Genomic DNA, 26,397 nt, shown 5'->3' on the forward strand with positions numbered 1-26,397 from the left:
GCAGGCCGCTCCTCAGGCGTCCTTCGGGGGCGGGCAGCCGTCCGCCCACAGCAGCCGGAAGGACAGCTGCGTCAGCCGCCAGCCCTCCGGGGTCCGCCGGGCCTCGCCGTTGACGAACGTGCCGGTGGCGAACAGCGGTGGCAGGTCGCCCTGCGGGCGGGCGTGGTGCGGGTGGTGCACGTGCGTGGACAGCATGTTGGCCTTCAGCGTCGCCCGGTCGCCGTCGAGGACGACCAGGGCGGGCGAGCCCAGGTGCTGGGTGGCGGCGAAGGCCGACAGGGCGGTGCGGTGGAACTCCGCCATGCCCTCGGTGCCCTGATGGCGGCTCATCGGCGGGAAGACGACGACGGCGTCCGGGGCGAACAGCTCCGCGGCCCAGGCGTCGTCGAGTCCCTCCTCGTCGAGCGAGAGCAGGTAGCGGTCGAGCAGGGACGCCACGAGGGCCCGGGACTCCGCCGCGGTCTCCGCGGCGGTTCCGCTGCCGGAACCGGCGAGGGTGTGAGTGGAGGTCATGCCCGAGAATGCGCCCGCGCGCACCCGTGCGGGCAACCCCGCCTGACAAAGATCTGACGTAGCGGACGTTTTTCTGTCATTGCTTTTCAAAGGCCTGTAGGGATCGCTATTTACGCCCCGATCGGGCCCTCGCAATACTGGGCGCTCACCAGTGGGAAGAGGGCAGATGAGCACCTTTGATACGGACGTCATTGTCGTGGGAGCCGGTCCCACCGGACTCATGCTCGCGGGCGAACTGAGGCTCAATGGAGTCTCCGTCATCGTCCTTGACAAGCTTGCGGAGCCCATTCAGGAATCCCGCGCCCTCGGCTTCTCGGCGCGTACGATCGAAGAATTCGCTCAGCGCGGCCTGATATCCCGATTCGGCGAGGTCGGCGTCATTCCCGTCGGCCACTTCGGCGGTGTGCCGCTCGACTACCAGGTGCTGGAGGGCGGGTCCTACGGCGCCCGCGGCATCCCGCAGGCCCGCACCGAGGGCATCCTCGGCGGCTGGGCCCGGGAGCTGGGCGCCGAGGTCCGCCGCGGTGTCGAGGTCACCGGCCTGGAGCAGGACGCCGACGGCGTCACCGTGACCGGGACGGCCGCGGACGGCACCGTGACCCTGCGCGCCCGGCACGTCGTGGGCGCCGACGGCGCCCGCAGCATCGTCCGCAAGCTCGCCGGCATCGACTTCCCCGGCACCGAGCCGGCCATCGAGCTGCGCTTCGCCGACGTCGCCGGCATCCAGCTGCGCCCCCGCTTCAGCGGCGAGCGCGTCCCCGGCGGCATGGTGATGGTCATCCCCATGGGGCCGGACCGCGCCCGCGTCATCTACTTCGACAGCGCCCAGCCGCTGCGCACCGCCGAGGGCCCGATCACCTTCGACGAGGTCGTCGAGGCCTGGCAGCGCCTGACCGGCGAGGACATCTCCGGCGCCACCCCGCTGTGGGTCAGCTCCACCACCGACAACTCCCGGCAGGCGGCCGAGTACCGGCGCGGCCGGGTGTTCCTGGCCGGCGACGCCGCGCACATCCACCTGCCCATCGGCGCGCAGGGCATGAGCGCGGGCATCCAGGACGCCGTCAACCTCGGCTGGAAGCTGGCCCTGGACGTCAAGGGCCAGGCCCCCGAGGGCCTGCTCGACACGTACCACGCCGAGCGGCACCCGGTCGGCGCCCGCATCCTGACCAACACGCTCGCCCAGCGCATCCTCTACCTGGGCGGGGACGACATCACCCCGCTGCGCGAGGTCTTCCGCGAGCTGGTCGAGAACCACGAGTCGGTCCGCCGGCACCTGGTCGGCATGGTCACCGGCCTCGACATCCGCCACGCGACGGTCCCGGGCGAGCACCCCCTGCTCGGGCGTCGCCTGCCCGACCGCGAGCTGGCCGCCGACGGGGAGAAGACCTCCGCCTTCGCGCTGCTGGCGGCGGGGCGGGCCCTGGTGCTGGAGCTCGGTGACGGCCTCGGCCTGCGCGAGGCGGCCGCCGGCTGGGCCGACCGCGTCGACGTGCTCCGCGTGGACTACCCCGACTGCGCCGCGCCGGTGGACGCCATCCTCGTCCGCCCCGACGGCTACGTGGCCTGGGTCTCGCCCCTCGGTGCCGGCTCCGACGGCCTCACCGACGCCCTCTCCCACTGGTTCGGCCCGGCCCGGTAAGCGCGCCCCGTCCGGCCTCGTCCCACTTTCCAAAGGAAGCGAAGAAGAATGCCTTTCATCTCCGTCGAGGACAAGCACCTCACCGTCCTCAACCTCTTCACGACCGACAAGACCGAGAACCAGGACAAGCTGATCGAGGAGATGACGAAGATCGTCAACGCGGCGACGTACGAGGGCTGGATGTCCTCGACCGTCCACGCCGGCGTCGACGCGCCGGGCACCGCGAACTTCATCCAGTGGCGCAGTGGCGAGGACCTGGAGAAGCGCTACGAGGGCGAGGAGTTCAAGCACCGCACCATGCCGGTCTTCTCCGAGATCACCACCTCGATCCGGCTGCTCCAGAACGAGGTCGCCCACGTGGTCACCTCCGACGAGCTCGGCGGCAAGGTCGAGGTCGGCCCGCACCGCGACGACTACACCTCCATCACCGTCTTCTCGGTCAAGCCCGACGCCCAGGACGAGGCCATCGACGCCCTGGGCGCCGGCCAGGAGTTCATCAAGGACTTCCCGGGCTTCCGCTCGAACATCGTGCTCAAGGGCCTGCGCGCCCGCGGCCTCGACGGCGCCTTCGTGGTCACGTACTCGCAGTGGGCCAGCAAGGAGGCCTTCGAGGCCTTCCGCGACCAGGACCCGGAGCAGCACTCCGAGGCCCGCAAGGCCGCCGTGGCCCGGCTCCGCGCCGTGATCGACGGTGCCCCGAGCACCAACACCTACAAGGTCGTCCACACCCGCGCCGCCGGCGAGTGATCCGGCGCGCCGGTCACGGCGCGCCGCCCGCACCACGCCGCTGCCCCGCACACGCCTCCGGACGCCCGGCTCCCCGCTTCGGGAGCCGGGCGTCCCGCGCACGTGCCCGCGCCGTCCCGCTCCGGTGGAATTCGAGAATCCTGCGGGTGCGGCCCTACCGGCATACGGGACCGTCGAGATGGCTGGCGAATGCAATTTCGGCCACGGAACGTCCGGGCCTCGGCCTGACCGCGATTCCCTCCCACGCAACCGCTGAGGAGCTACACCCTATGCACAGCACGCTGATTGTCGCCCGGATGGCAGCGGCATCCGCCACCGATGTGGCCAAGCTGTTCTCCGACTTCGATGAGACGGACATGCCTCACCGGATGGGGACGCGCCGCCGCCAGCTGTTCTCCTACCGGGGCCTGTACTTCCACCTCCAGGACTTCGACGAGGACAACGGGGGCGAGCTGATCGAGCAGGCGAAGTCCGACTCGCGCTTCATACAGATCAGCGAGGACCTCAAGCCGTTCATCGAGGCCTACGACCCCAAGACCTGGCGCTCGCCGGCGGACGCGATGGCGCAGCGCTTCTACAACTGGGAGGCGAAGGCGTGACCCGGCGACGCGTAGTCATCACCGGAATCGAGGTGATCGCGCCCGGCGGTGTCGGCAAGGAGAACTTCTGGAGCCTGCTGAGCGAGGGCCGCACGGCCACGCGCGGGATCACCTTCTTCGATCCGGCCCAGTTCCGCTCCCGGGTTGCCGCGGAGGTCGACTTCGACCCGCACGCGCACGGCCTGACCCCGCAGGAGGTGCGCCGCCTGGACCGGGCCGCGCAGTTCGCGGTCGTCGCCTCGCGCGGTGCGGTCGCCGACAGCGGCATCGACCTCGGCGCGTACGACCCGCACCGCATCGGCGTCACCGTCGGCAGCGCCGTCGGCGCCACGATGGGCCTCGACCAGGAGTACCGGGTCGTCTCCGACGGCGGCCGGCTCGACCTGGTCGACCACACGTACGCGGTGCCGCACCTGTACGACTACATGGTGCCGAGCTCCTTCGCGGCGGAGGTCGCCTGGGCCGTCGGCGCCGAGGGCCCCTCCACCGTGGTCTCCACCGGCTGCACCTCCGGCATCGACTCGGTGGGCTACGCCATCGAGCTGGTCCGCGAGGGCACCGCGGACGTCGTGATCGCCGGCTCGTCCGACGCGCCGATCTCGCCCATCACCATGGCCTGTTTCGACGCGATCAAGGCGACCACCCCGCGGTTCGACGAGCCCGAGCGCGCCTCGCGGCCCTTCGACGGCACCCGCAACGGCTTCGTCCTGGGCGAGGGCACCGCCTTCTTCGTCCTGGAAGAGCTGGAGAGCGCCAAGAAGCGCGGCGCCCACATCTACGCCGAGATCGCCGGCTACGCCACCCGCTCGAACGCGTACCACATGACGGGCCTGCGGCCGGACGGCGTCGAGATGTCCGAGGCGATCAACCTCGCGCTCGCCGAGGCCCGGCTCAACCCCGAGGCCATCGACTACATCAACGCGCACGGCTCGGGCACCAAGCAGAACGACCGCCACGAGACCGCCGCGTTCAAGCGCAGCCTCGGCGACCACGCGTACCGCACCCCGGTCAGCTCCATCAAGTCGATGGTCGGGCACTCGCTCGGCGCCATCGGCTCCATCGAGATCGCCGCCTCGGCCCTGGCCATGGAGTACGACGTCGTGCCCCCGACGGCCAACCTCACCACGCCCGATCCCGAGTGCGACCTCGACTACGTCCCCGTGACCGCGCGCGACCAGCTCGTCGACGCGGTCCTCACGGTCGGCAGCGGATTCGGCGGCTTCCAGAGCGCCATGGTGCTGGCCAGCCCCGAAAGGAGCCTCGTATGACCACGTCGGTGGTGGTCACCGGCCTGGGCATCGCCTCCCCCAACGGGCTCGGTGCCGAGGACTACTGGAACGCGACCCTCGGCGGGAAGAACGGCATCGGCCGGATCACCCGCTTCGACCCGGCCGGCTACCCGGCCAAGCTGGCGGGCGAGGTGCCCGGCTTCACCGCCGAGGACCACCTGCCCAGCCGCCTGCTGCCGCAGACGGACCGGGTCACCCGCCTCGCGCTGGTCGCCACGGACTGGGCACTGGCCGACGCGGGCGTCGACCCCAAGGAGCAGCCCGAGTTCGACATGGGCGTCATCACGGCGTCCGCGGCCGGCGGCTTCGAGTTCGGCCAGGGCGAGCTGCAGAGCCTGTGGGCCCGCGGCAGCCAGTACGTGTCGGCGTACCAGTCCTTCGCCTGGTTCTACGCGGTCAACAGCGGCCAGATCTCCATCCGCAACGGGATGAAGGGCCCCTCCGGCGTCGTCGTCAGCGAGGGCGCCGGCGGCCTCGACGCGGTCGCCCAGGCCCGTCGCCAGATCCGCAAGGGCACCTCGCTGATCGTCACCGGCGGCATCGACGCCTCGGTCTGCACCTGGGGCTGGGTGGCGCAGCTGTCCACCGGCAAGCTCAGCACCAGCGACGAGCCCACCCGCGCCTACCTGCCCTTCGACCGCGAGGCCTGCGGTTACGTGCCCGGCGAGGGCGGCGCGATCCTCATCGCGGAGGACGCCGACGCCGCCCGCGCCCGCGGCGCGGACATCTACGGCGAGATCGCCGGCTACGGCGCGACGATCGACCCCCGGCCGGGCAGCGGCCGCGAGCCGGGCCTGCGCAAGGCGATCCAGATCGCGCTGGCCGACGCCGGGGTGCCCTCCAGCGACGTGGACGTGGTCTTCGCCGACGGCGCCGGAGACCCCGCCCTGGACCGGATCGAGGCCGAGGCGATCAGCGCCGTCTTCGGGCCGCGCGCGGTCCCGGTGACGGTGCCCAAGACCATGACAGGCCGCCTGTACTCGGGCGCCTCGCCGCTGGACCTGGCCGCCGCGTTCTTCTCGATCCGCGACGGGGTGATCCCCCCGACCGTGCACGTCCAGCCGTGCCCGGACTACCCGCTGGACCTGGTCCTCGGCCAGCCGCGCAAGGCCGAGGTGCGCACCGCCCTGGTCCTGGCCCGCGGCAGCGGCGGCTTCAACTCCGCCATGGTCGTGCGGGCCGCCGACTAGCCACGCGGCCGGCCGGCCGCCCCGGTCCCGTCGTCCCGGCCCCGTCGCCCCCCACGGCCGGGCGGCGCGGCGCTGTACGCGCCCACCGAACCCACACCAGCTCACGGATGAAAAGGACTTCCACCATGGCCACCAAGGCGTTCACCCTCGACGACCTCAAGCGCATCCTGCAGGAGGCCGCGGGCGTGGCCGAGGGCGTCGACCTGGACGGCGACATCCTCGACACCGAGTTCGACGTGCTCGGCTACGAGTCCCTCGCGCTCCTGGAGGCCGGCAGCCTCATCGAGCGCGAGTACGGCATATCCCTCGACGAGGAGGCCGTGAACGACGCGAACACCCCGCGGGCCTTCATCGAGGTCGTCAACGCCCAGCTCGTGCCGGCCACGGCTGCCTGAGGAGATCCGGACATGACGCAGCACACCACCACCCGGGTCGCCCTCGTCACCGGCGGCACCAGCGGCATCGGCCTCGCCTCGGCGCGGCTGCTGGCCCAGCAGGGCCACCAGGTGTACATCGGCGCCCGCAACGCCGAGAACATCGCCGAGACCGTCAAGGAGCTCCAGGCCGAGGGCCTGGACGTGGACGGCGCGGTCGTCGACGTCCGCGACACCGAGTCCGTCAACGGCTGGGTCCAGGGCGCGGTCGACCGCTTCGGCTCCGTCGACGTCGTGGTCAACAACGCCGGCCGGTCCGGCGGCGGCCCCACCGCCGACATCGCGGACGACCTGTGGGACGACGTGATCGACACGAACCTCAACAGCGTCTTCCGCGTCACCCGCGCCGCCCTGACGGTCGGCGGGATGCGCGCCAAGGACCGCGGCCGGATCATCAACATCGCCTCGACGGCGGGCAAGCAGGGTGTCGTCCTCGGCGCCCCGTACTCGGCCTCGAAGCACGGCGTGGTCGGCTTCACCAAGGCGCTGGGCAACGAGCTGGCGCCCACCGGGATCACCGTGAACGCGGTCTGCCCCGGCTACGTCGAGACCCCGATGGCCCAGCGCGTCCGCCAGGGCTACGCGGCCGCCTACGACACCTCCGAGGACGCCATCCTCCAGAAGTTCCAGGCCAAGATCCCCCTCGGCCGCTACTCCACCCCGGAGGAGGTCGCCGGCCTCGTCGGCTACCTCGCCTCCGACACCGCCGCCTCCATCACCTCCCAGGCGCTCAACGTCTGCGGCGGCCTGGGCAACTTCTAGCAGCCCGCCCCACGCACCCACCGAACACCACCCGAGGAGAACCCGCCATGACCACGCGTGAGGTCGAGCACGAGATCACCATCGGTGCCCCGGCAGCCGCCGTGTACCAGCTGCTCGCGGACGTGACCAACTGGCCGCGCATCTTCCCGCCCACCATCCACGTGGACCGGGTCGAGGCCGAGGGCGCCGAGGAGAAGATCCGGATCTGGGCGACCGCCAACGGCCAGCCGAAGAACTGGACCTCGCGCCGCACCCTGGACCCGGAGGGCCTGCGCATCACCTTCCGCCAGGAGGTCCCGGCGGAGCCCGTCAAGCACATGGGCGGCACCTGGATCATCGAGCCGCTCGGCGAGGCGGAGTCCCGCGTCCGGCTGCTGCACGACTACAGCGCGGTCGACGACGACCCGCACGACCTGCTCTGGATCGAGCGGGCGGTGGACAAGAACAGCACCTCCGAGCTGGCCGCGCTCAAGGTCAACGTCGAGGCGGCGCATGCCGCGGAGACCGAGGAGCTGACCTTCTCCTTCACCGACACCGTCCAGATCGCGGGCTCCGCCAAGGACGTGTTCGACTTCATCAACGAGGCCCAGCTGTGGGCCGAGCGGCTCCCGCACGTGGCCGTGGTGCGCCTCACCGAGGACGCCCCGGGCCTGCAGGAGCTGGAGATGGACACCCGCGCCAAGGACGGCTCGGTGCACACCACCAAGTCGTACCGGGTGGTCTTCCCCCACGACAAGATCGTCTACAAGCAGGTCACCCTGCCGGCGCTGATGACCCTGCACACCGGCGAGTGGACCTTCGTCGAGACCGACGAGGGCACCGCCGCCTCCTCGCAGCACACCGTCACCCTCAACACCGAGAACATCGCGCGCATCCTCGGCGCCGAGGCCACCGTCGCCGACGCCCGCGCGTACGTGCACACGGCGCTGTCCACCAACAGCTGCGCCACCCTCGCCCACGCGAAGGCGTACGCCGAGTCGAAGGCCTCCTGAGCATGGCGCCCGACCCAGCGGCGGGCGGTACGGAGCCGGCTCCGGGCGGCGCCGGCCACCACCCGGACCGGCTCGACGCCGAGGTGCTCGTCGTCGGTGCCGGCCCCGTCGGACTGATGCTCGCCGCCGAACTCGCCCGCGGCGGCGTGGACGTGGTCGTGGTCGAGCAGCGCAAGGCCCCCTCCACCGAGTCCCGGGCCTCCACGCTGCACGCCCGCACCATGGAGATCCTCGACGCGCGGGAGCTGCTGCCCGACGTCGGCACGCCGCCCCACGAGCCGCGCGGCCACTTCGGAGGCCTCCCGCTCGACCTCACCCTGCCCAGCAGCCACCCGGGCCAGTGGAAGGTGCCGCAGACCAAGACCGAGGGGGTCCTGGAGGAGTGGGCGATCTCGCGCGGCGTCGACATCCGCTGCGGTCACGAACTGGTCGCCGCCGGTGAGGTCGGCGAGTACGTCGAGGCCGAGGCCCTCGGACGGGACGGCGTCCTGCGGCTGCGCGCCCGCTACCTGGTGGCCTGCGACGGCGAGGCCAGCACCGTACGGCGGCTGACCGGGGCGGACTTCCCCGGCCACGACGCCGGCCGGGAACTGCTGCGGGCCGACGTCGAGGGCATCGACGTCCCCAACCGGCGCTTCCAGCGCCTGGAGCGGGGGTTGGCCATCGCCTGGCGCAACGACAAGGGCGTCACCCGCGTCATGGTGCACGAGTTCGGCTCGACGGCCCGCCCCCGGACCGCGGAACCCTCGTTCGAGGAGGTCGCCACCGTCTGGAAGCGGGTCACCGGAGAGGACATCAGCGGCGGCACCCCGCTGTGGGTGAACTCCTTCGGCGACGCCTCCCGGCAGCTCGCCTCCTACCGGCACGGGCGCGTCCTCTTCGCGGGGGACGCCGCCCACCTGCAGATGCCGGTCGGCGGCCAGGCCCTCAACCTCGGCCTCCAGGACGCCTTCAACCTCGGCTGGAAGCTCGCGCTCACCGTGCGCGGACTGGCTCCCGAGAGCCTCCTCGACACCTACCACGAGGAGCGGCACGAGGTCGGCCGCCGGGTCCTGGCCAACATCCGGGCCCAGGCCCTGCTGCTGCTCGGCGGCCCCGAGGTGGAGCCGCTGCGCGAGCTGGTGGGCGAACTGGCCGGACTGGAGGAGGCACGGGCCCACCTGGCCGGGATGATCAGCGCGCTCGACGTGCGCTACCCGGTGCCCGGTCCCGCGCACCCGCTGCTCGGCGCCCGGCTGCCGCACACCGTCGTGCGGTCCGGCGGGCGTGAACTCGGCAGCACCGCCACGCTGCTGCGCGCCCCCGGCGGCCTGCTCCTCGACCTGGCCGGGACCGGCGTACGGGTCCCCGCGGGCTGGGCCGACCGGGTCACCGCGGTGGCCGGCGACCCGGAGCCCGGCTCGCTGCCCGGCGAACCGGGAGCCCTGCTCGTACGGCCCGACGGCCACGTGGCGTGGGTGGGCCGGGACGAGGCCGGGCTGGCCGAGGCGCTCGACCGGTGGTTCGGCCCTGCCCGCCCACCGGCCCCCTAGAACGGACCCACGAGCACGCTCCGGGCCGGGGACGTGTCCGCACCCTCTCGAACACGTCTCCACCGGTACGGCCGCCCCCCACACCCACACACAAGCCAGTCCCCAGTGATCCCCACTGCCAGGAAGGACAACCCATGGAAGGGACAGCGGTGGACACCGACGTCATCGTCGTCGGCGCCGGCCCGACCGGACTGATGCTCGCCGGCGAACTGCGCCTGGGCGGAGCCCGCGTCGTCGTCATCGAGAAGCTGGCCGCACCGACCGGACAGTCCCGTGGCCTGGGCTTCACCGCCCGTGCCATGGAGGTGTTCGACGAGCGCGGGCTGCTGCCCCGGTTCGGCCAGGGCGAGACGCTCGCCACCAGCCCCGTGGGCCACTTCGGCGGGGCCCAGTTCGACTTCACCGTCCTCGAGGACGCCCACTTCGGCGCCCGCGGCATCCCGCAGGGCCAGACCGAGGCCGTCCTGGAGGACTGGGCCGTCGAGCTCGGCGCCGACATCCGGCGCGGCTGGGAGTTCGTCTCCCTCGCCGACGGACACCTCGACGGGGACCACGCCGAGATCACCGTCCGTACGCCCGAGGGCGACGAGCAGCGGCTGCGGGCCGCCTACCTGGTGGGCGCCGACGGCGGCTCCAGCCGCGTCCGCAAGGCGGCCGGCTTCGAGTTCCCCGGCACCGACGCCACCCAGGGCATGTACCTCGCCGACGTCACCGGCTGCTCCCTGCGGCCGCGGTTCCTCGGCGAGCGCCTGAACAACGGCATGGTGATGGCCGCCCCGCTCGCCGAGGGCGTGGACCGGATCATCGTCTGCCCCGACGGCACCCCCGCCCACGACCGCGAGCGGACCGTCACCTTCGAGGAGGTGGCCGAGGCCTGGAAGTCCATCACCGGCGAGGACATCTCGCACGGCGGCGCCGACTGGGTCTCCTCCTTCACCAACGCCACCCGCCAGGCCTCCGAGTACCGGCGCGGCCGGGTGTTCGTGGCCGGCGACGCGGCGCACATCCACCTGCCGGCCGGCGGCCAGGGCCTGAGCACCGGCGTGCAGGACGCGGCCAACCTCGGCTGGAAGCTGGCCGCGGTGGTCCGCGGCGACGCCCCCGAGGCGCTGCTGGACACGTACCACGCCGAGCGCTGGCCTGTCGGCCGCCGCCTGCTGGCCAACACGCGCGCCCAGGGGATCGTCTTCCTCGGCGGCGAGGAGTCGGACCCGCTGCGCGAGCTGTTCGCCGAGCTGGTCCGGTACGACGACGTCAAACGGCACCTGGCCGGCGCGGTCAGCCACCTCGACATCCGCTACGACTTCGGACAGGGCGAGGACGCCCACCCGCTGGTCGGCCGCCGGATGCCGCCGCGCCTGCTGGTCGGCGCGGACGGCGAGCAGCGCATCGCGGCGCTGCTGCGCCCGGGCCGGGCCGTGCTGCTCGACCTCGCCGACGATGCCGGGGCGCGCGCCACGGCGGCCGGCTGGCAGGGCCGCCTCGACGTGCACACCGTGTCCGCCAAGCCGGTCGACGGCCCGGACGTGCTGGCCGGCGTGGCCGCGCTGCTGGTCCGCCCCGACGGGTACGTGGCCTGGGCGGGCGACCCCGCGCAGGGCCTCGCGGCGGCGCTGGAGCAGTGGCTGGGAGCCGCTTCCTCCTGAACCTCCCGAACCTCCCGAACCTCCTGAGGGGCATCGGAGCCTCCGTCCCGCCGGGCCGACCGGCGGGACGGAGGCTCCCGTGTGTCCGGCGCCGGCCCCACCCGCGAACGGCCTGAACCCTCCCGCGTCGGCGCTCCGCCGACTTCCCCCAGGTGCCCCAGGACCCCCCGGTCCTGGGGCCCTTCGCCGTGCCTCTGGCCTGGGGATTTCCGAGTGCGTCAGCTTGTTGCAGGCCCGGTGCAGCATGCTGACACCGACTTTCGGCCAGCACCCCCCGTCCCGCTGGCATCGTCTTCCTCAGCGGAAACGCGAGTGAAAAAAGATGACGACTCAGGGGGACACAGTGGGGAACCGATTCGCTTCGGCAGCAGCCTGTCTGGCTCTTGCGATCGCCGGTCTCACCGCCACGGCGGGCAGCGCGGCAGCCGACGAGCAGGGCGACGCCCGGACCACCGTCCAGGTCTCCGCGCAGGACGCGGGCCGCGGCGGCGCGGGTCAGCAGCAGCCGCCCGTACCGGGCGAGGTCACCGAGCTGATCTGCCGGATCCAGGCGAGCCTGCCGAACCCGGTCCTGCTCCCGCCCTGTCTGGTCAACGGCTGGCAGTAGTCCCACCTTTCTCCGACTGCCGATTCGAAAGGGCGAGAAAAGAGATGGCCATGACCAGCCAGCTCCCCCGGGCCGCGGAGTTCCGGGGAAGTCCGGACCACGTACTCGAAGTGGCCGACCTGAGGGTGAGATACGCCGACGTCGAGGCGGTGGGAGGCCTTTCGTTCTCCGTCGCCCCGGGCGAGATCTTCGGTCTCCTCGGCCGCAACGGAGCCGGCAAGACCAGCACCATCTCGGCCATCGCCGGCCTGCGCCGCCCCGACGCGGGGCAGGTCCGCATCCTTGGTGAGGACGCGCTGGCCCGGCCCGGCGTGCTGCGTGCCTCCCTCGCCCTCCAGCCCCAGCAGGCCAGTCTTTTCCCGCGGCTGAAGGTGCGGGAGACGCTGGAGACCTGGGCCGCGCTCTACCCGGCGCCGCGGGACGTGGACGCGCTGCTCGACGAGATCGGCCTGGCCGAGAAGGCCGGCGCGCGCTCCGCCCGGCTCTCCGGCGGCCAGCAGCAGAGGCTGCTGCTGGCGACGGCGCTGGTCGGCGACACACCCGTGGTCGTCCTGGACGAGCCCACCACCGGGCTCGACCCGCACGCCCGGCACGCCGTCTGGGACCTGATCCGCAGGGCCCAGGCGGGCGGCACCACCTTCCTGCTCACCACGCACGCCATGGCCGAGGCCGAGGAGATGTGCGACCGGCTGGCCGTGATGCACGAAGGGCGGATGGTGGCGGCCGGCTCCCCCGCGGAGCTGATCTCCCGTCACGCCCCGGGCGGCGTCGTGTCCGTACGGACCGGGCAGCCCGGCCTCGCCGAGCGGGTCCGCGAGCGCTTCGGCGCGGCCGTGACCCCCGTCGAGTCGACCGGCCGCTCGGGCCGGATGCGGTTCGAGGTGACGGCGGACGAGCCGTACGCCACCGCCGAGTGGATCACGGGGATCGATGCCGCGGCCGATGTCCGGCCGCGCCCCGCGACCTTGGAGGACGTGTTCCTCCGCCTCACCGGAACCTCGCCGGAACCGGGACCGGAACAGGAGGAGAAGCGATGACCCCCGTCGGCCTCAGCGCACCACCCGTCTCGACGACGCGCCAGTGGAAGGCGCTCTCCCGGGCCATGACCCGGCAGCTGCTGCGCGATCCGGCGGCACTCTTCTTCAGCGTGGTCTTCCCGCTGCTGATGGCGGTGTTCTTCGTCGTCCTCATGCAGCTCACCTGGGTACGGGGCCCCTTCGACCTCGCCGTCGTCGGCCCCGCCGGCCAGGCGGCGGCCCTGCAGGAGGCACTGGGCGACGGCAGCACCGCCGTCGCCGTCGGCGAGGCGGGTCCCCAGCCGGACAAGGCGGCGGTGATCGTCCCGGACGCGGCCTCCCGCACCCTGCGGATGGCCGTGGACCCGGAGCAGCCCTCGGTGGTCGCCGCGGTGCGCGGCGTGCTGGACGCCGCCGGCTGGAAGGGCTGGGAGGTCACGGCCGTCGGCAGCGACGGCTCCGCCCTCTTCGACCCCATGGCCTTCGTCATCCCCGGCGTGCTCGCCTTCGCGCTGCTCTCGCTCGCCCTGACCGGCACCGCCTCCGCACTCGTGGCCATGCGGGCCAGCGGCACCCTGCGGCTGCTGTCCACCACACCGGCCCGGCGGCCGGCCGTGCTCCTCTCGCTGCTCCCGGGCCGAGGGCTGCTGGCACTGGCCGTACTGGCCCTGATGGGAACGGGCGCCGTCGCCGGCGGACTCCTGGAGCCGGCCTCGATGCTGCGGCTGCTGCTGACCACGGCCATCGGACTGGTGATGCTGCTCGCGCTGGGCTACCTGCTCGGCGGGCTGCTCTCCTCCCCCGAGGTGACCAACGCGATCTCCGGGCTGCTCACCCCGGTCCTCCTGATGAGCACCGGACTGCTCTTCCCCCTCGAACTCCTCCCCGACCCGGTGGCGGGACCGCTCTCCTGGACCCCGCTCGCGATGTTCGGAGACGCCCTGCGCCACGACGTGGTCGGCGGGATCACCCGCCACGCCCTGTGGCTCGACTGGACAGTGATGGCGGCGACGGCCGCGGGGCTGACGGCCCTCGCGGCACGGACGTTCCGCTGGGACACGGAGCGTGCATGATGACGACGTACACGACGGCCGGCACCACCACCGGCGCCCGCACGGACCGGGACCACCCGCCCGTACCCGACTCGCTCCTGCGGATCGGACAGCTCGCCTCCGCCTACGGCCTGGTGAACCGGGTGACCCGGCTCCCCGTCGCCGAGGGCGAACCGGACTTCCCCATCTTCACGGCCTCGCTCGGCAACCCCGGCGAAGTCCTCAGCGAACAGAGCGGCTGGGAGCACAACCCCAGCTCCGGCAACTTCGACGGAGCCGGCGGCGACCTCGACCCCGAGCGTGCCGCGCACCTCGCGGTCGCCGAATCGCTGGAACGTTACTCCTCCTGCGCCCGGGACCCCGAGCAGATCGTCTGGGCGACCGCGGCCGAACTCGGCGAGGACGCCATCACCAGCGACCGCTGGCCCCGGTGCTCGCCCGCCGAACTCGCCGACCCGCGCAGCGGGCTGGTCCCCACGGACCCCGACGGGCCCATGCGCTGGGTGCGCGGCTGGTCCTTCACCCGCAACCGCCCGGTGTACGTGCCGGCCATGCAGGTCTGGCTGAAGAACCCCGTGGAGTCCATGGCGGAGCGCTACGTCCACCCGGTCTCGACCGGCTGCGCCGCGCACTCCGACCCGGCCGCCGCCGTCGTCAACGGCATCCTGGAGATCGTCGAACGCGACGCCATCGCGCTCACCTGGCTCCAGCGGCTGCGGCTCCCCAGGCTGGAGTTCGACCCGGCCGAACTGGCCCCGGAGTACCGGGCCTTCGTCGAGCGGGGCAGCAGCGAACGGCTGCGGACCCACCTCTACGACGCCACCACCGACCTCGGCATCCCGGTGATCTACGGGGTGCAGCTCGCCGACGACGACCGGGTCATCGCCCAGCTCGTCGCGGCCACCGCGGAGCTGGACCCCGGCAAGGGCATCGCCAAGCTCTACCGGGAGGCCTCCTCCCTGCGGATCGCGCTGCGCCACATGGCGCGGGCCGCCGAGAAGGACGCCGCCGCCACCGCCCCCGCGGCGGAGGAGGACATCGTCAGCGTCGTCGACGGCGCCCTGCTGTCCGGGCCGCTGTCCCAGCGGCACCGCTTCGACTTCCTGCTGGAGGGCGAGCGGCCGGTGCACGGGCTGCGCGACCTTCCCCGGGCCCCGTCCGAGGATCCGCTGCCCGCCCTGGCGTGGCTGCTGGACCGGCTGCACGCCGCCGGCTGCGAGGTCGTCGCCGTCGACCTCACCACCGACGAGGCGGAGCAGGTCGGAGCGACCGTCGTACGGATGCTCATCCCCGAACTCATGCCGCTGTCCTTCGTCCACCGCGCCCGCTACCTGGCGCACCCGCGGCTCTACGCGGCCCCCGCCGCCATGGGCCACCCGGTGCGGGGCGAGGCCGACATCAACCCTCACCCCCAGCCGTTCGCCTGACGCGACAAGGAGTCCGAAGATGACCGATCCGCGCCTGCTGATCCTGACCGCGGGAGCGTTCGGCGCGGCCGTCGCCGAAGGACTGGCCGCCCGCCACCCCGGGTCGACCGTCCTCGACGTGAGCCAGGGCTCCCACCCCAGCCTGTGGCCCGACAGCGACCTGATCGTGCTGGCCACCGGCGAGGGCCGGGAGGTGCTGGCCGACATGGTGGACGCCAGCGCCCACGCCTGGAACAGGCCCTGGTTCGCCGTCCAGGCGGGCCCGCTCGACCTGCGGTGCGGACCGGTGGTCGTGCCCGGCCGCACCGCATGCCACCGGTGCTACACCCGCCGCCGCGCACAGCACACCGCCCCGGCGGCCGACGGCCACCCGGCCGGGGCGGCCACGGCGCCCCCGGTCTCCGGGTACGCGCCGCACCACGTCGCCATCGCGGTGGGCCTGGCGGAGCAGGCGGTGCACGAGGCCCTGGCCGAGCCCGGCGGGCCCGGCGCGGCCGAGGGCATCGGCGCCACCGTCCGCAGCTTCGGCCTGGTGGAGGGCGTCACCTCCGCGTCGGCGGTCGTCGCCGTCGACCGGTGCCCCCGGTGCCGGCCGGCCCGCACCCCCGAGAGCCGCCTGCAGCGGTTCGAGGCACTCGCGGCGGAGCTCGCGGCCCTCCCGGGCCGGTGACCCCCGGCCGCGCAGGGCACGCCCCGTACGACCCGCAGTCACGTCCTGAACCGGAAAGGAGGCCTCGATGCCGGACCACTCTGTGATCACCGCCGAAGCCATGGCCTCGGCCGCCCTGAACGACCCGCAGTTCCACGTCCCGGCACGCCCCAGGCTCCGGCGCGGGCTCTCCCTGCACCACACGCCCGAGGCACTCGTCGTCGAGGGGACCCCGAAGAAGCAGCTGCTGCGCGGCGCCGCCGCCCGGGACCTGCTGCCCCGCATGCTCCCCCTGCTCGACGGCAGCCGCGGCCACGAGGACGTGGCCGACGCCCTGGGGATACCGGCCGGCACCGTCTTCAAGGCCCTGTCCCTGCTGTGGACCTGCGGCCTGGTCGAGGAGGCCGCCTCCCCGGAGCGGGCGGCCCGCGCCGCCGACGTGCCCGGCACCCTGGCCGACTTCCTCTCCCGCATCGGAGACTCCACCGGGGCCAACCACGCCTGGGAGGAGGCGCTGGACCGGCTGGCGCGGGCCCGCGTCGAGGTCTTCGGCGCCGGCCCCCTGGCCGACGCCGCCCGCCGCCACCTCACCGACTCGCTCGTGGACACCGGAGCCGGCACCGGGACGGACCCGGCGCCCGGAACCACCCTCGCGGTCGCCGCCGGCCTGGACCCGGACGACTCGGCGGCACTCGCCGCCTCCTGCGCCCTGGCGGGCGTCCCGCTGGTCCGCCTCGCCCTCACCGGCCGTACCGCCCACCTCGGGCCGTACGTGGACCTGGCCTTCACCCCCTGTCTGGCCTGCCGCACCGCCGAGGACCCGGCGGACGACCGGGCCCCGCTGCCCGGCGACGCCGAACTGGCCGCCGCGCTCTTCGCCCGGGACCTGTTCGCGCTGCTCTCACGGAGCACGCCCGGCCCGCTGCCGTCCCAGTGGCGCACCGTCGACCTGGCCGACCTCTCCCAGCAGCGCCGCTCGGCCGCCACCCGGCCCGGCTGCCCGCACTGCTCGGTGGCCCCCGGCGACCCGGTCGCGCCGCCGCTGGCCGCGCGCTACGAGGCCGCGATCGCCTTCCCCCCGCGCGAGTACGCCGACGGCAAGGCCCACCAGGCCCACTACAAGCCCTCGAACATCGCCCTGCAGAACGACGAGAAGACCTGGCCCGTCGCGGCGCCGGTGTCCCTTCCCGAACCCCCGCTCGAGTCACTGAGGTCCGCGCGGCCCGCCCCGCTCGACGACCGCACCGCATCCCTCCTCCTCGCCGTCACCGCGGGGCGCAGGGGACTGCTGCCCGGCCGCGTGCAGCGCTGGACCGCCAGCGGCGGCAACATCGGCTCGGTCGTCGCCCACCTCGTGGTCCGCGACGTCCCCGGCCTGGAGCCCGGCGTGTACGGCTACGTGCCGTCCGAGCACCGGCTGGCCCGGCTCGCGGCCGACCCCGCCGCGGTACCCGGCAGGGCACCGGCCACGGTCGTCCTCACCGGCGACTTCACCAAGGTCGCCAAGAAGTACGCCGCGTTCGCCCTGCGGATCGTCCTGCTCGACGCCGGCTGCGCCACCACCACGCTGCGCACCGCGGCCGGAGCGCTGGACCTGCCCTGCACGACCCGCACCCGCTGGGACGACCTCGCCCTGGCATCGGCCCTCGGGGTCGACCCCGACCTGGAACCGGTCACCGCCGTCGTCGACCTGGGAGGAGCCCCGTGAGCACACCGCACGAACTGGCCATGGACGTCCTGGCGTCCTTCCGCGAGCAGCACGGCGCCACCGGAACGGCACTCGCCGAGCGCCCCGCGCCGACGCCGGAGGCCATCGGACCGGCCGTCACCGTCGGCCCGTACACCCCGCCGGCCGCGCCCCACGACCTGCTGACCACCCTGGAACACCGGCGCTCGCTCCGCGGCTTCGCCCCGGACCCGCTGCCGGCCGGCCTGCTGGCCGACATCATGGCCCGCGCCCTGGCGGCGGACCCGGACGAGGACGCCGCCGGCCACCCCCTGGAACTCACCGTCGTCGCCAACCGGCTGACCGGGGTCACCCCCGCCATCCACCGCTTCGACGCCGCCGCCCGCTCCTTCACCCCGGTGATGGAGCTGCCCACCGGAGCGGCCCGCTACGGGCTGACGCTGCAGCCGGAGTTCTCCGACGCCGCCGCGATCATCTCCGTCGGAGTGGGACTGGACGCCGCGGTCCGGCGCCACGGCGGGCACGGCTACCGGCTGCAGATGACTCGCGCCGGCTCCACCGCGTACGCGATGTGGCTGGACGGCGTCTCCCACGGCCTGGTCGGCAGCGTCTTCGCCGGCTTCATCCCGGCCGCCGTGCGCGGCCCGCTGCTCAGCGACGGAACGACCCGCCAGCAGGTCTTCGCGCTGGCCCTGGGCCTGCCGCCGGCCCCCTGAGACTTCCGCCCCGGCCCGGGGCGGGAACCCCGAACCCACCCACGACACACAGGAGGTGCCTCCCATGGAGGACATCGAGCTGTACGCCGTCGACACGGAGGAACTGGCGATCGAGGAGCTGCCCGAGGGCAACGCCCTCGCGAGCTGGGCGTCCGCCGGATCCGCCTCGACCGCGTCCTGCCCGGCGACGTCCGCGTCGTCCGTCAGCAGCGCTTCCACCTACGGGTGATCCGCGGTTCCCACCGCGCACCCCGTCCCGTGCCCCCGAAGGAGGTGAACACCATGGAGAACAACCTCGAGCTCTACGTCATCGACGGTGACGAGCTGGCCATCGAGGAGCTCCCGGAGGGCAACGCCCTCGGCTGCTTCTTCTGCGCCGGATCCGCCTCGACCGCGTCCTGCCCCGGTACGTCCGCGGCCACCGCGTCGTCCGCGTCCACCATCGGCTGATCCCGGCCGCACCCGGCCGGAACCACCCCCAGAAAAGGAAGGAAGTTCCCGTGCAGAACTCCGACGACCTCGAACTCGACCTCTCCGCCGACGAGCTGGCCTCGGACGCGCTGGGCCTGGAGCCCCTGAAGGAGGGCGTCGCCCTCGGTACCTGGGCGACCGCCGGCACCGCCTCGTCGGCCTCGTGCCCGACGAGCACCGCCTCGTCGTCCGCGAGCGCCTCCAGCTTCGGCTAGAGCGCCCCGGCACCACCCGTACGACCCGATCCACCTGCACGGGCAGGTGACAGGAAGGAAGTGCAACGCCATGAACGAGAACCTCGACACCGAGCTCGAGCTCTGGTCCGAGTCCCTTGACCTGGAGGTCCTCCAGGACGCCGTCAGCCCCGGCTTCACCACCGCGTTCTGCGGTGCCTGCGCCGGCTCCGCCAGCTGCCCCGTCGGCTGCGTCGGCTCGATGAGCAGCGTCTCCAGCCAGGGCGGCTGATCAGCCCGGCGAATCCCTGGGCTCCGGGGTGGTCGTAGTACCCCGGGGCCCAGGGTCCCCAGTCCGGTCCGCTTGCTCCGAACCGGACTGCACCCCACCAGATTAAAGCCAGGCGACCCGGGACCGGTAGCGGGCCGGGACGCCGTCGCGGAGGGAGGAACCGCGCCGTGGACGTGTGCACTGCACCCAAACTCCGGGAGGATCTGGAGATCATCCGGGGGATGGACGACCACCCCCTGGTGTTCGACCCGCAGGGAGGGACCTACCACCGGCTGACGAAATCGGCGGCGGCCCTGCTGCGGCAGTTCGACGGAACGCGCTCGATGGACGAGCTCTCGGCCCTGATGGCCGAGCGACGCGGAGTGGCCGCCGAGGGCGTGCGCCGCGAACTCGACACCTTCGTACAGGACCTGACGCGCAGCGGCCTGCTCGTCGGCACGGAGGCCGAGCGCCCCGTCAAGAAGCGCGCCGGCGGCCGCTTCGGCACCAACATGCTGATGCCGCGCTTCGTCGTGACCCGCTCGCTCCCGGCCGTCCTGGAGCCCGTCGCCCGGCTGCTCCGCCGCATTCCGGCCCGGCTCTCGGCCGGCGTCTTCGCCGCCGGCGGGGTGCTCGGCATCCTGCTCGGCCTGTACACGGTCCTGACGTCGGCGCCGCCGGCCGAGGACCTGCTGGGCACCGGCACCCTGATCGCCATCGCCCTGATGCTCTTCCAGATCCTCGTGCACGAGAGCGCGCACGCGATGGTCTGCCAGGTCCTCAAGGTCCCGGTCCGGGGCCTCGGAGTGGCGCTGCTCTTCTACTTCATGCCGCTCGCCTACGTCGACCGCACCGACGCCTACCGGGTCCGCTCCCGCGGCGGCCGGGTGCTGCTGGCCCTCGCCGGACCACTCAGCGACGGCTGGTTCACCGGCGCCGCCGCCCTGCTCGTGCTCACCGCGGACGGACCGGTCGCCCAGGTGGCCGGGGCGCTGCTGCTGTTCCAGATGCTCAACCTGGTCACGAACATCAACCCGATGCTCCCGAGCGACGGTTACGCCGCGATCGAGGCGGGGTTCGGCCTCGTCGACGCCCGGGGCCGCGCCTTCGCCCTGCTGAAGCACCACCTGCTGGGCCGCGCACTGCCCGGCTTCCTGGAGCGGATGCCCGCCCGCAGCCGCCGGCTCCACCTCGTGTACGGGCTCGTGTGCAGCGTCTACACCGTCGCCCTCGGCTACTTCGTCGTCCAGTCCCTGATCTGGTCGTTCGCCCTCGTCGGGCGGTCGATGCCATGACCTCCCCCGTGATCTCCGGGCCGCTGCTCACCCGGGTCGGCGGCCTGCCCACCGAAGCCCTGGAGCTCACCGGCCGCGGAACGCGGCAGGCCGTCGGCGAGGCCGCCGACGCGCACGCCGAGCTGGAGCGCCTCCGGCCCGCGCTGGAGGACGTCTGCTTCTCGCTGGTCCCGCTGCTGGACGACGAGGTGCCGCTGCGCCGGCAGGTGCTCGCCGCCAAGCGGGCCGTACACCGCCTCCGGGCCCTGCCGTGGGGGGACGAACTGCCGCCGCGGATCGCCGAGCTGACCGGGACCACGGCCTTCGCCGCGTGGCAGACCGCCGTCCGGCTGCGCGACGAGACCACCCGGCGGCTGGCAGCCCTGCTGGCCGAGGACCGCTCGGCCGCCCCGGCCGCGCTCGCCGCCCACCTCGCCGACACCGGCTTCGCCCACGCCGCCGCGCTGGCCGCCCCCGACTGGCTGCGGCACGGCCGTCCGCGCCGCCGCCCGTCCGAGACGCGCAACCTGCGCACCCTGTACTCGTACGTGTCCAGGGCCGCCGTGAAGACCAGCCCGTTCTCCACGCTCACGACCGTGGGCGAGGGCGGCCAGGCAGGCAGTACCGGGCAGGAATCCCCCGCCGCCCACAGCTACGCCGCCACCGCCCTCGCCCACCTGGCCCTGCGGTGCCTGGCCCGCGAGGCCGGCACCGCCGGTCTGCTGCGCTATCGGCTCGCGCCGGTCCGGCCCGGTGGACCCGACGCCCCGGGCGGCCTCGTCCTGCTTCCCGAGCCCGTCGCCGACGGCGGTCTGGCCTGGCGGCTCGACCGGGTGGTGGAGGCAGATCACGCGGCGCCCTGGCTCTCCGGCTTCGCGCCCGACGCCGAACACTCCCTGGAGGAGCTGCTGTCCGGACTCGGCGGACCGGAGCCCTTCCGGCGCTTCCGGCGGCTGCTGGACACCGGGCTGATCACGCCCGTACCGCCCTGGCGGCGCGGCGGCGACCCGGTGGGTGCCGTGGCCGAGCTGCTCGCGGACCGGCCGGGCGACGGCATCGCGGCCGAGGTGCGCGAACTGCGGGAATCCGCCGCCGCCCTCGCCGCCGCCGCGGAGGAGGAGCGGGCCGAGACCGTCACCCGGGCGCGCCGCACGGCCGGGCGCTGGGCCGGGCGGGCCGGACTCGACCGGTTCGCCTCCGGCGAGCTGCTCTACGAGGACGTCCGGAGCGGCCTGGCCCTGCCCGATGTGCTGAGCGTGCCGCAGGTCCGCGCCGACCTGACCGAACTGGGCCGCCGCATGCGCCCGTACCTCTTCCGCTCGCACCTGTACGACGTGCTCGTGGACCGTTTCACCGCCGCGTACGGACCGGGCGGGACCTGCACCGACGTGCTCGGCTTCCTGATGCGCGTCGCCGTCGACGGGGACGCGCAGCCCGACCTCGACCGGGCCGCCGTCGCCGACCGCGCCGAGCGGGGGACCCCGGGGGAGCGGGCCTGGCTGCCGGTCGGACCCACCAGTGCGCCGCCCGCCGCGGCCGTGCTCTTCCAGCTCGCGGCCGGCAGCCACCGGGCGGTGCGGGACGGCGACTACGAGCTGGTCGTCAACCAGTTCAACCCCGGCACCGGCGGGCTCGTCACCCGCTTCGGACGGCTGCTCGGCGAGGACTTCCGGGAACGCCTGCGCGAGCACGTCCGCGCCTGCTGGCCCGGACGCGCCTGCCGCGAACTCGTCCTGTGGACGGAGGTCAACACCGCCCAGTCGCGGTCGGCCGGTCTGCTGCCGCCCTTGCAGCTGCCCGGCGAGACACCGGCGGCCGACGGGCTGGACCTCACCGACACCGTCCTCACCCACGACCCCGGCCAGGGCACGCTCGCGCTGCGCGACCGCACGGGCGGGGCGGTGGGGCTGGCCTACCTCGGGCTCGTCCCGCCGCACCTCTTCCCGCCGTTCGCCCGGCTGCTGGCGGTGCTCGCCGACCCGTGGGTCAACGGGTCGCCGCACTCGGACTACGTCCTGCCGTTCGGGCTCCAGGAGCAGCGGCGCGACGACGTCGTGCCGCTGCCGCGCTCCGCCTTCGGCCGGGTCACCGTCAACCGCGCCTCCTGGGTCGTACCGGCCGCGGAACTCCCGCTGCCGCGGCCGGGGGAGAGCGCTGCCGAGACGGCCCTGCGCGCCGAGGCGTTCCGGCGGGCGCACGGGATGCCCGAGGAGGTCTTCTGCCACCGGCTGACCGGCTTCGGGCCGGACGAACAGGGCGCCGACCGCAAACCCCTGTGGGTCTCGCTCACCTCGCCGCTCTCGCTGTCGGTGCTCGCCCAGTGGGCCGGCGCCGACGGCGGCCACCTGCGCCTGGTCGAGGCGCTGCCGACCCGGTCGGACCATCCCCTGCGGGACGGGGCGGGCGGCACCCGGGCCGCCGAGCACATCTCGCTGCTGCGCTGGCGGCGACCGGAGGAGGAGTCATGAGCGTGGCGGTTCCCGAGCGGGACTGGTGGTACGTACGGGTCTACCCGGGCGGTCCCGGCCGCATGGACGCGGCGGTCCGCACCCTCGTGCCGTGGCTGGCCGCGCAGGCCGCGCGGCTGGGCAGCGAGGAGTGGTTCTTCATCAGGTACTGGGACGCCACCGGCCACCACCTGCGGCTGCGGCTGCGCGCCGGGGCGGCGGAGGTGGACGCGCTGGACGCCGTCGCCCGCGAGGAGCTGACCGGTCTGCTGGACACGCTGGAGGAGCGCCCCGAGGACGCCGTCGGCCTGCTGCCCGGCACCCTGCCGTCCGGCCCGTCGGCCCGCGGGGTGGTGCCCTCGCTGTACGCCCCCGAGCTGGCCAAGTACGGCGGCCCCGAAGGCGTGGCCGTAGCCGAACGGGTCTTCCGGCTGGACAGCGCCTTCTGCGCGGCACGCGACCTCGCCGCCCTGCCCCGGCGCTACGAGCGGGCCGCGCACGCGGTCCACTTCGCCCGTGCCCTCACCGCCCGGGTGCTGCCGGAGGAGGAGCGGGACGTCTTCTGGGTCCACCACCGCACCCGGTGGGGCTGGCAGTTGCGCATGGCCGCCGCCGGCGAGCAGCTGCGGCCGCTGCTGGGCGCCGTCTCGGCCGGGGTGCGGGAGCAGGGCGCTCCGGCGCCCGACGCGCGGGAACGCCTGGAAGCGCACGCCGACGCGCTGGCCGGGCTCGTCCTGCGGGCGCCCGGCTCGCGTCCCCACCAGTTGCTCCACCACCTGCACATGGTGATGAACCGGCTCGGCTTCCCTCCGGGCGAGGAAGCGGCACTCGGAATGCTGGCCGCGCAGCCCGTCAGGACTCCGGCGGCCGCCGCCCGAGCCGGCGCGGTGCCCGTATGAGGGCGGGGCCCCTCCGTCCCCCTTCCGTCCACGTGAACCCGTCCTCCCGACAGAAAGACCGAGGCGAATCCGAAATGAACCGATCGATGCTGCGCGCCCTGCCCGGTGCCGTCCTGGCCGGTGCCGCCCTGACCGCCGCCTTCACCCTGGGCGCGCCCCAGGCCCTCGCCGCGTCGGGCGGGGCCCCGGCGGACGCGCCCGCCCAGAGCCGGGTCACCGGCCTTCCCGGGGACTACGTCCGCCAGGGGTTCACCGGTCTTCCGGCCGGCTGCGAGGCGGCCGGCCGGGCCGGCGTCGCGGACGGCAGGTGGAGCGCCTACCTCTGCCACCGGGACCTCCCCTTCTCCGCCTTCGTGAACCTCTACGTGAAGAAGTGAGGGCGGGCCGGACGCGCGGCGACATGATCAAGCCACATTTCGATCATGGAGCCGCGCGTTCGCGTTACCTGGGCGTTACGATGCATCCCACCATCCGGACGCGCGGCCGCAACCGTCTGACCAGCGAGCACGGCGCGGCGTCCACAAGGGCTTGGGGGTGCTCGAGATGGTCTCAACAAGCATGCGCGTGCTTGGCCTTTCCGACCTGGAGGAAGGCGTCTACCGTCATTTCCTGCGCAATCCGGACACCACCGACGGGGGTATCCACCTGCTGCTGCGCGCCGACCGCGAGGCCGTGGCCCGCGCCCAGGAGCTCCTGTGCGAGCTCGGGCTGCTGTACCCGACCGACCGGAAGACGCTGATCCCGGCCGATCCGGCCATCGCCGTGGACCGCCTCACCGACCTGCGGCTGCGCCAACTGCACCAGGAACTCCAGGAGGTCACGCGCTCCCGGCACCTGGTGGCCGAGCTGCGCGAGGAGCAGTCTCCGACGCTCGCCTCGCAGCAGGCCGTCGAGCGGATCGAGGAGGTGGCGAAGATCCGCAGCCGGATCGACGACCTCGCGTTCTTCGCCCGCGAGGAGATCCTGTCCGTCGAGCCGTACACGGCACTCACACCCGAGAACATCGAGCACTCGCGCCCGCTGGACATGCGCTGCCTGCGACGGGGCGTCCGGATCCGCAGCGTGGTGCTCAAGGAAGCCCTGACGGACCCGCTGACCGTCAGCTACCTGCGCGAACTCATCGCCAGGGGAGCGCAGATCCGGGCGGCGGACGACATCTGCGAGCGGATGCTCGTCTACGACCGGCGCACCGCCCTGGTGCCGATCGACCCCGAGGACACCTCGCGCGGAGCCCTGGTGGCACAGGAGACCGGACTGGTCTCCAGCATCCTCGCCCTGTTCGAGAAGATCTGGGGCCAGGCCACCGACCTGTCCTCGATCGTCGCGGACGCGGACGACGCCCCCGGCGGGCTGGCCGACACCGAACGCGAAGTCCTGAGGTCCATGTGCCACGTGGGCAAGGACGAGATCGGGGCCCGGCAGCTGGGCATGTCGGTGCGCACCTACCGGCGCCACGTGGCCGACCTGCTGCGCGTCCTGGGTGCCTCCAGCCGTCCGCACGCCGCCCTGCTGGCGCGCGAACGTGGCTGGATCTGACGGCCCGCAGCTACCCCTACGCGGAGGAGGCCGCGCCCTGGAGGTCCTGGACCGCCCGCTCCACGGCGGCGGACACCGGGGCGGCCTCCGCCGACAGGACCGTCAGCCGGTCCTTCAGGGCGCGGCGCCGGCCGGCGGGCAGCGCCGTGGCCAGCTGGCCGCCGGCGTGCGCGATGCCCGCCAGCAGCGCCGCCCGGTCGCGGCCCCCGGCCGCGCTCCCGGCCACGCCCTCGGCGGCGGCTACCACCGACGCCCGCACCTCACGTGCGGCGGCGAGACCGTCCGCGGTGAGCCCGGCCCGGTCCAGGGGGAAGACACCGAAGACCCGGCTGGAGCTCTGCTCCACCAGACCGTCCTTCTCCAGGCCGCGCAGCACCTCGCGGATCGACTCACGCCCGTCCTTGCGGACCCAGTGCAGCCACTTGCGGTCCGGTTCCGCCGCGATCCGCTGCCACACCTGCCGCAGCACGGCGTCCTGCGGAGCCCCGCCCGCCGTACGGGCCGTGCCCGCCAGGTCCGCCAGGGCGCCGGAGTCGAGCAACTCGGCGAGCAGCGCACCGCGCACCGCGGGCGCCAGGGCCTGCCGTACGGGAAGCTTGCCGCCCTCCTCGTCGAAGGCGAGCAGAACCATCTCGTCCGCCAGGGTCCTCACACCACGTTCCTCTCGTCCGCGCCGCACCTCGGTCACCGACCGTGCCGGGATGGGCAACGCGGCGCGCAGGCATCAGGGTTCACGCCTCCTGCCGCCATGATCCTATCCACCGGGCTCCGGGGGGCCCGCCGGGCACCGCACCATCCGGCCAACGGGGCGCCCCGCACGTGGAAGGCC

The 26,397-nt window shown here is 73.7% G+C and carries 28 protein-coding genes; 26 read left to right on the forward strand and 2 right to left on the reverse strand.

Features of this window, described 5'->3' with window-relative positions; translation table 11 throughout:
- Positions 1–12 precede the first annotated feature (12 nt).
- Complete coding sequence (locus ACIQUR_RS28900) at positions 13–513, reverse strand: nuclear transport factor 2 family protein (RefSeq protein ID WP_403670301.1); 501 nt, start codon at positions 511–513, stop codon at positions 13–15.
- Between the two features lie 166 nt (positions 514–679).
- Between ACIQUR_RS28900 and ACIQUR_RS28905 the strand changes: the two genes are divergently transcribed.
- The 26 genes from ACIQUR_RS28905 (at position 680) to ACIQUR_RS29030 (ending at position 25,568) form a co-directional block, all read left to right on the forward strand.
- A complete protein-coding gene (locus ACIQUR_RS28905) occupies positions 680–2,152 on the forward strand; it encodes an FAD-dependent monooxygenase (protein WP_403670304.1) in 1,473 nt (490 codons plus the stop codon).
- 48 nt (positions 2,153–2,200) lie between these two features.
- Entirely contained in the window at positions 2,201–2,899 is a 699-nt protein-coding gene (locus ACIQUR_RS28910) for an antibiotic biosynthesis monooxygenase family protein (RefSeq protein WP_403670307.1), read from the forward strand.
- A 269-nt stretch (positions 2,900–3,168) separates the two neighbouring features.
- Complete coding sequence (locus ACIQUR_RS28915) at positions 3,169–3,498, forward strand: TcmI family type II polyketide cyclase (protein ID WP_399954680.1); 330 nt, start codon at positions 3,169–3,171, stop codon at positions 3,496–3,498.
- The gene (locus ACIQUR_RS28920; protein ID WP_403670310.1) at positions 3,495–4,766 is read left to right on the forward strand and encodes a beta-ketoacyl-[acyl-carrier-protein] synthase family protein; all 1,272 of its coding nucleotides are present in this window, start codon (positions 3,495–3,497) and stop codon (positions 4,764–4,766) included. Before ACIQUR_RS28915 ends, ACIQUR_RS28920 begins: the two co-directional genes overlap by 4 nt.
- Positions 4,763–5,977, forward strand: a complete 1,215-nt coding sequence (locus tag ACIQUR_RS28925; protein WP_403670313.1) for a ketosynthase chain-length factor — start codon at positions 4,763–4,765, stop codon at positions 5,975–5,977. The genes ACIQUR_RS28920 and ACIQUR_RS28925 overlap by 4 nt, the downstream gene beginning before the upstream one ends.
- 125 nt (positions 5,978–6,102) lie before the next feature.
- Positions 6,103–6,372 (forward strand): acyl carrier protein, encoded by a 270-nt coding sequence (locus ACIQUR_RS28930; protein ID WP_399954689.1) that lies wholly within the window; start codon positions 6,103–6,105, stop codon positions 6,370–6,372.
- Positions 6,373–6,384: 12 nt separating this feature from the next.
- Positions 6,385–7,173 (forward strand): 3-oxoacyl-ACP reductase FabG, encoded by a 789-nt coding sequence (gene fabG / locus ACIQUR_RS28935; protein WP_399954693.1) that lies wholly within the window; start codon positions 6,385–6,387, stop codon positions 7,171–7,173.
- A 47-nt stretch (positions 7,174–7,220) separates the two neighbouring features.
- The gene (locus ACIQUR_RS28940) at positions 7,221–8,165 is read left to right on the forward strand and encodes an aromatase/cyclase (protein ID WP_403670317.1); all 945 of its coding nucleotides are present in this window, start codon (positions 7,221–7,223) and stop codon (positions 8,163–8,165) included.
- Between the two features lie 2 nt (positions 8,166–8,167).
- Complete coding sequence (locus tag ACIQUR_RS28945) at positions 8,168–9,697, forward strand: FAD-dependent oxidoreductase (protein ID WP_403670321.1); 1,530 nt, start codon at positions 8,168–8,170, stop codon at positions 9,695–9,697.
- 134 nt (positions 9,698–9,831) lie between these two features.
- A complete protein-coding gene (locus ACIQUR_RS28950; protein ID WP_403670323.1) occupies positions 9,832–11,343 on the forward strand; it encodes an FAD-dependent monooxygenase in 1,512 nt (503 codons plus the stop codon).
- Between the two features lie 343 nt (positions 11,344–11,686).
- Entirely contained in the window at positions 11,687–11,950 is a 264-nt protein-coding gene (locus ACIQUR_RS28955) for a hypothetical protein (protein WP_399954705.1), read from the forward strand.
- A 50-nt stretch (positions 11,951–12,000) separates the two neighbouring features.
- Positions 12,001–12,987: an ABC transporter ATP-binding protein gene (locus ACIQUR_RS28960; protein WP_403670326.1), complete on the forward strand. Its 987-nt coding sequence runs from the start codon at positions 12,001–12,003 to the stop codon at positions 12,985–12,987.
- A complete protein-coding gene (locus ACIQUR_RS28965) occupies positions 12,984–14,039 on the forward strand; it encodes an ABC transporter permease (RefSeq protein WP_403670329.1) in 1,056 nt (351 codons plus the stop codon). Before ACIQUR_RS28960 ends, ACIQUR_RS28965 begins: the two co-directional genes overlap by 4 nt.
- Positions 14,036–15,445 (forward strand): YcaO-like family protein, encoded by a 1,410-nt coding sequence (locus tag ACIQUR_RS28970; RefSeq protein ID WP_403670332.1) that lies wholly within the window; start codon positions 14,036–14,038, stop codon positions 15,443–15,445. Before ACIQUR_RS28965 ends, ACIQUR_RS28970 begins: the two co-directional genes overlap by 4 nt.
- Before the next feature lie 19 nt (positions 15,446–15,464).
- On the forward strand, positions 15,465–16,115 hold the full coding sequence (locus tag ACIQUR_RS28975) for a TOMM precursor leader peptide-binding protein (RefSeq protein ID WP_403670335.1): 651 nt from the start codon (positions 15,465–15,467) through the stop codon (positions 16,113–16,115).
- A 67-nt stretch (positions 16,116–16,182) separates the two neighbouring features.
- Entirely contained in the window at positions 16,183–17,802 is a 1,620-nt protein-coding gene (locus ACIQUR_RS28980; protein ID WP_403670338.1) for a tpaE, read from the forward strand.
- Complete coding sequence (locus ACIQUR_RS28985) at positions 17,799–18,497, forward strand: nitroreductase family protein (RefSeq protein ID WP_403670342.1); 699 nt, start codon at positions 17,799–17,801, stop codon at positions 18,495–18,497. Before ACIQUR_RS28980 ends, ACIQUR_RS28985 begins: the two co-directional genes overlap by 4 nt.
- A gap of 64 nt (positions 18,498–18,561) precedes the next feature.
- The gene (locus ACIQUR_RS28990; RefSeq protein WP_399954728.1) at positions 18,562–18,726 is read left to right on the forward strand and encodes a thiocillin family RiPP; all 165 of its coding nucleotides are present in this window, start codon (positions 18,562–18,564) and stop codon (positions 18,724–18,726) included.
- Positions 18,727–18,779: 53 nt separating this feature from the next.
- The gene (locus ACIQUR_RS28995) at positions 18,780–18,947 is read left to right on the forward strand and encodes a thiocillin family RiPP (RefSeq protein WP_141302866.1); all 168 of its coding nucleotides are present in this window, start codon (positions 18,780–18,782) and stop codon (positions 18,945–18,947) included.
- A gap of 50 nt (positions 18,948–18,997) precedes the next feature.
- Positions 18,998–19,183 carry a thiocillin family RiPP gene (locus tag ACIQUR_RS29000; RefSeq protein ID WP_403670346.1) on the forward strand — a complete coding sequence of 62 codons (186 nt, stop codon included), beginning with the start codon at positions 18,998–19,000 and terminating at the stop codon, positions 19,181–19,183.
- Positions 19,184–19,253: 70 nt separating this feature from the next.
- Complete coding sequence (locus tag ACIQUR_RS29005; RefSeq protein ID WP_185902699.1) at positions 19,254–19,433, forward strand: thiocillin family RiPP; 180 nt, start codon at positions 19,254–19,256, stop codon at positions 19,431–19,433.
- Between the two features lie 221 nt (positions 19,434–19,654).
- A complete protein-coding gene (locus ACIQUR_RS29010; RefSeq protein WP_403670349.1) occupies positions 19,655–20,707 on the forward strand; it encodes a PqqD family peptide modification chaperone in 1,053 nt (350 codons plus the stop codon).
- Complete coding sequence (locus ACIQUR_RS29015; protein WP_403670352.1) at positions 20,704–23,154, forward strand: lantibiotic dehydratase; 2,451 nt, start codon at positions 20,704–20,706, stop codon at positions 23,152–23,154. Before ACIQUR_RS29010 ends, ACIQUR_RS29015 begins: the two co-directional genes overlap by 4 nt.
- Complete coding sequence (locus tag ACIQUR_RS29020; protein WP_403670355.1) at positions 23,151–24,032, forward strand: lantibiotic dehydratase C-terminal domain-containing protein; 882 nt, start codon at positions 23,151–23,153, stop codon at positions 24,030–24,032. Before ACIQUR_RS29015 ends, ACIQUR_RS29020 begins: the two co-directional genes overlap by 4 nt.
- Positions 24,033–24,106: 74 nt before the next feature.
- Positions 24,107–24,409: a hypothetical protein gene (locus tag ACIQUR_RS29025; protein WP_403670358.1), complete on the forward strand. Its 303-nt coding sequence runs from the start codon at positions 24,107–24,109 to the stop codon at positions 24,407–24,409.
- 166 nt (positions 24,410–24,575) lie between these two features.
- Positions 24,576–25,568 carry a helix-turn-helix transcriptional regulator gene (locus ACIQUR_RS29030; RefSeq protein WP_403670361.1) on the forward strand — a complete coding sequence of 331 codons (993 nt, stop codon included), beginning with the start codon at positions 24,576–24,578 and terminating at the stop codon, positions 25,566–25,568.
- Positions 25,569–25,584: 16 nt separating this feature from the next.
- Here ACIQUR_RS29030 and ACIQUR_RS29035 read toward each other — a convergent pair whose 3' ends face one another.
- Positions 25,585–26,220: a GPP34 family phosphoprotein gene (locus tag ACIQUR_RS29035; RefSeq protein WP_403670364.1), complete on the reverse strand. Its 636-nt coding sequence runs from the start codon at positions 26,218–26,220 to the stop codon at positions 25,585–25,587.
- Positions 26,221–26,397: the final 177 nt, after the last annotated feature.

The organism is Streptomyces sp. NPDC101132 (genome assembly GCF_044759225.1).
Lineage (GTDB): Bacteria > Actinomycetota > Actinomycetes > Streptomycetales > Streptomycetaceae > Streptomyces.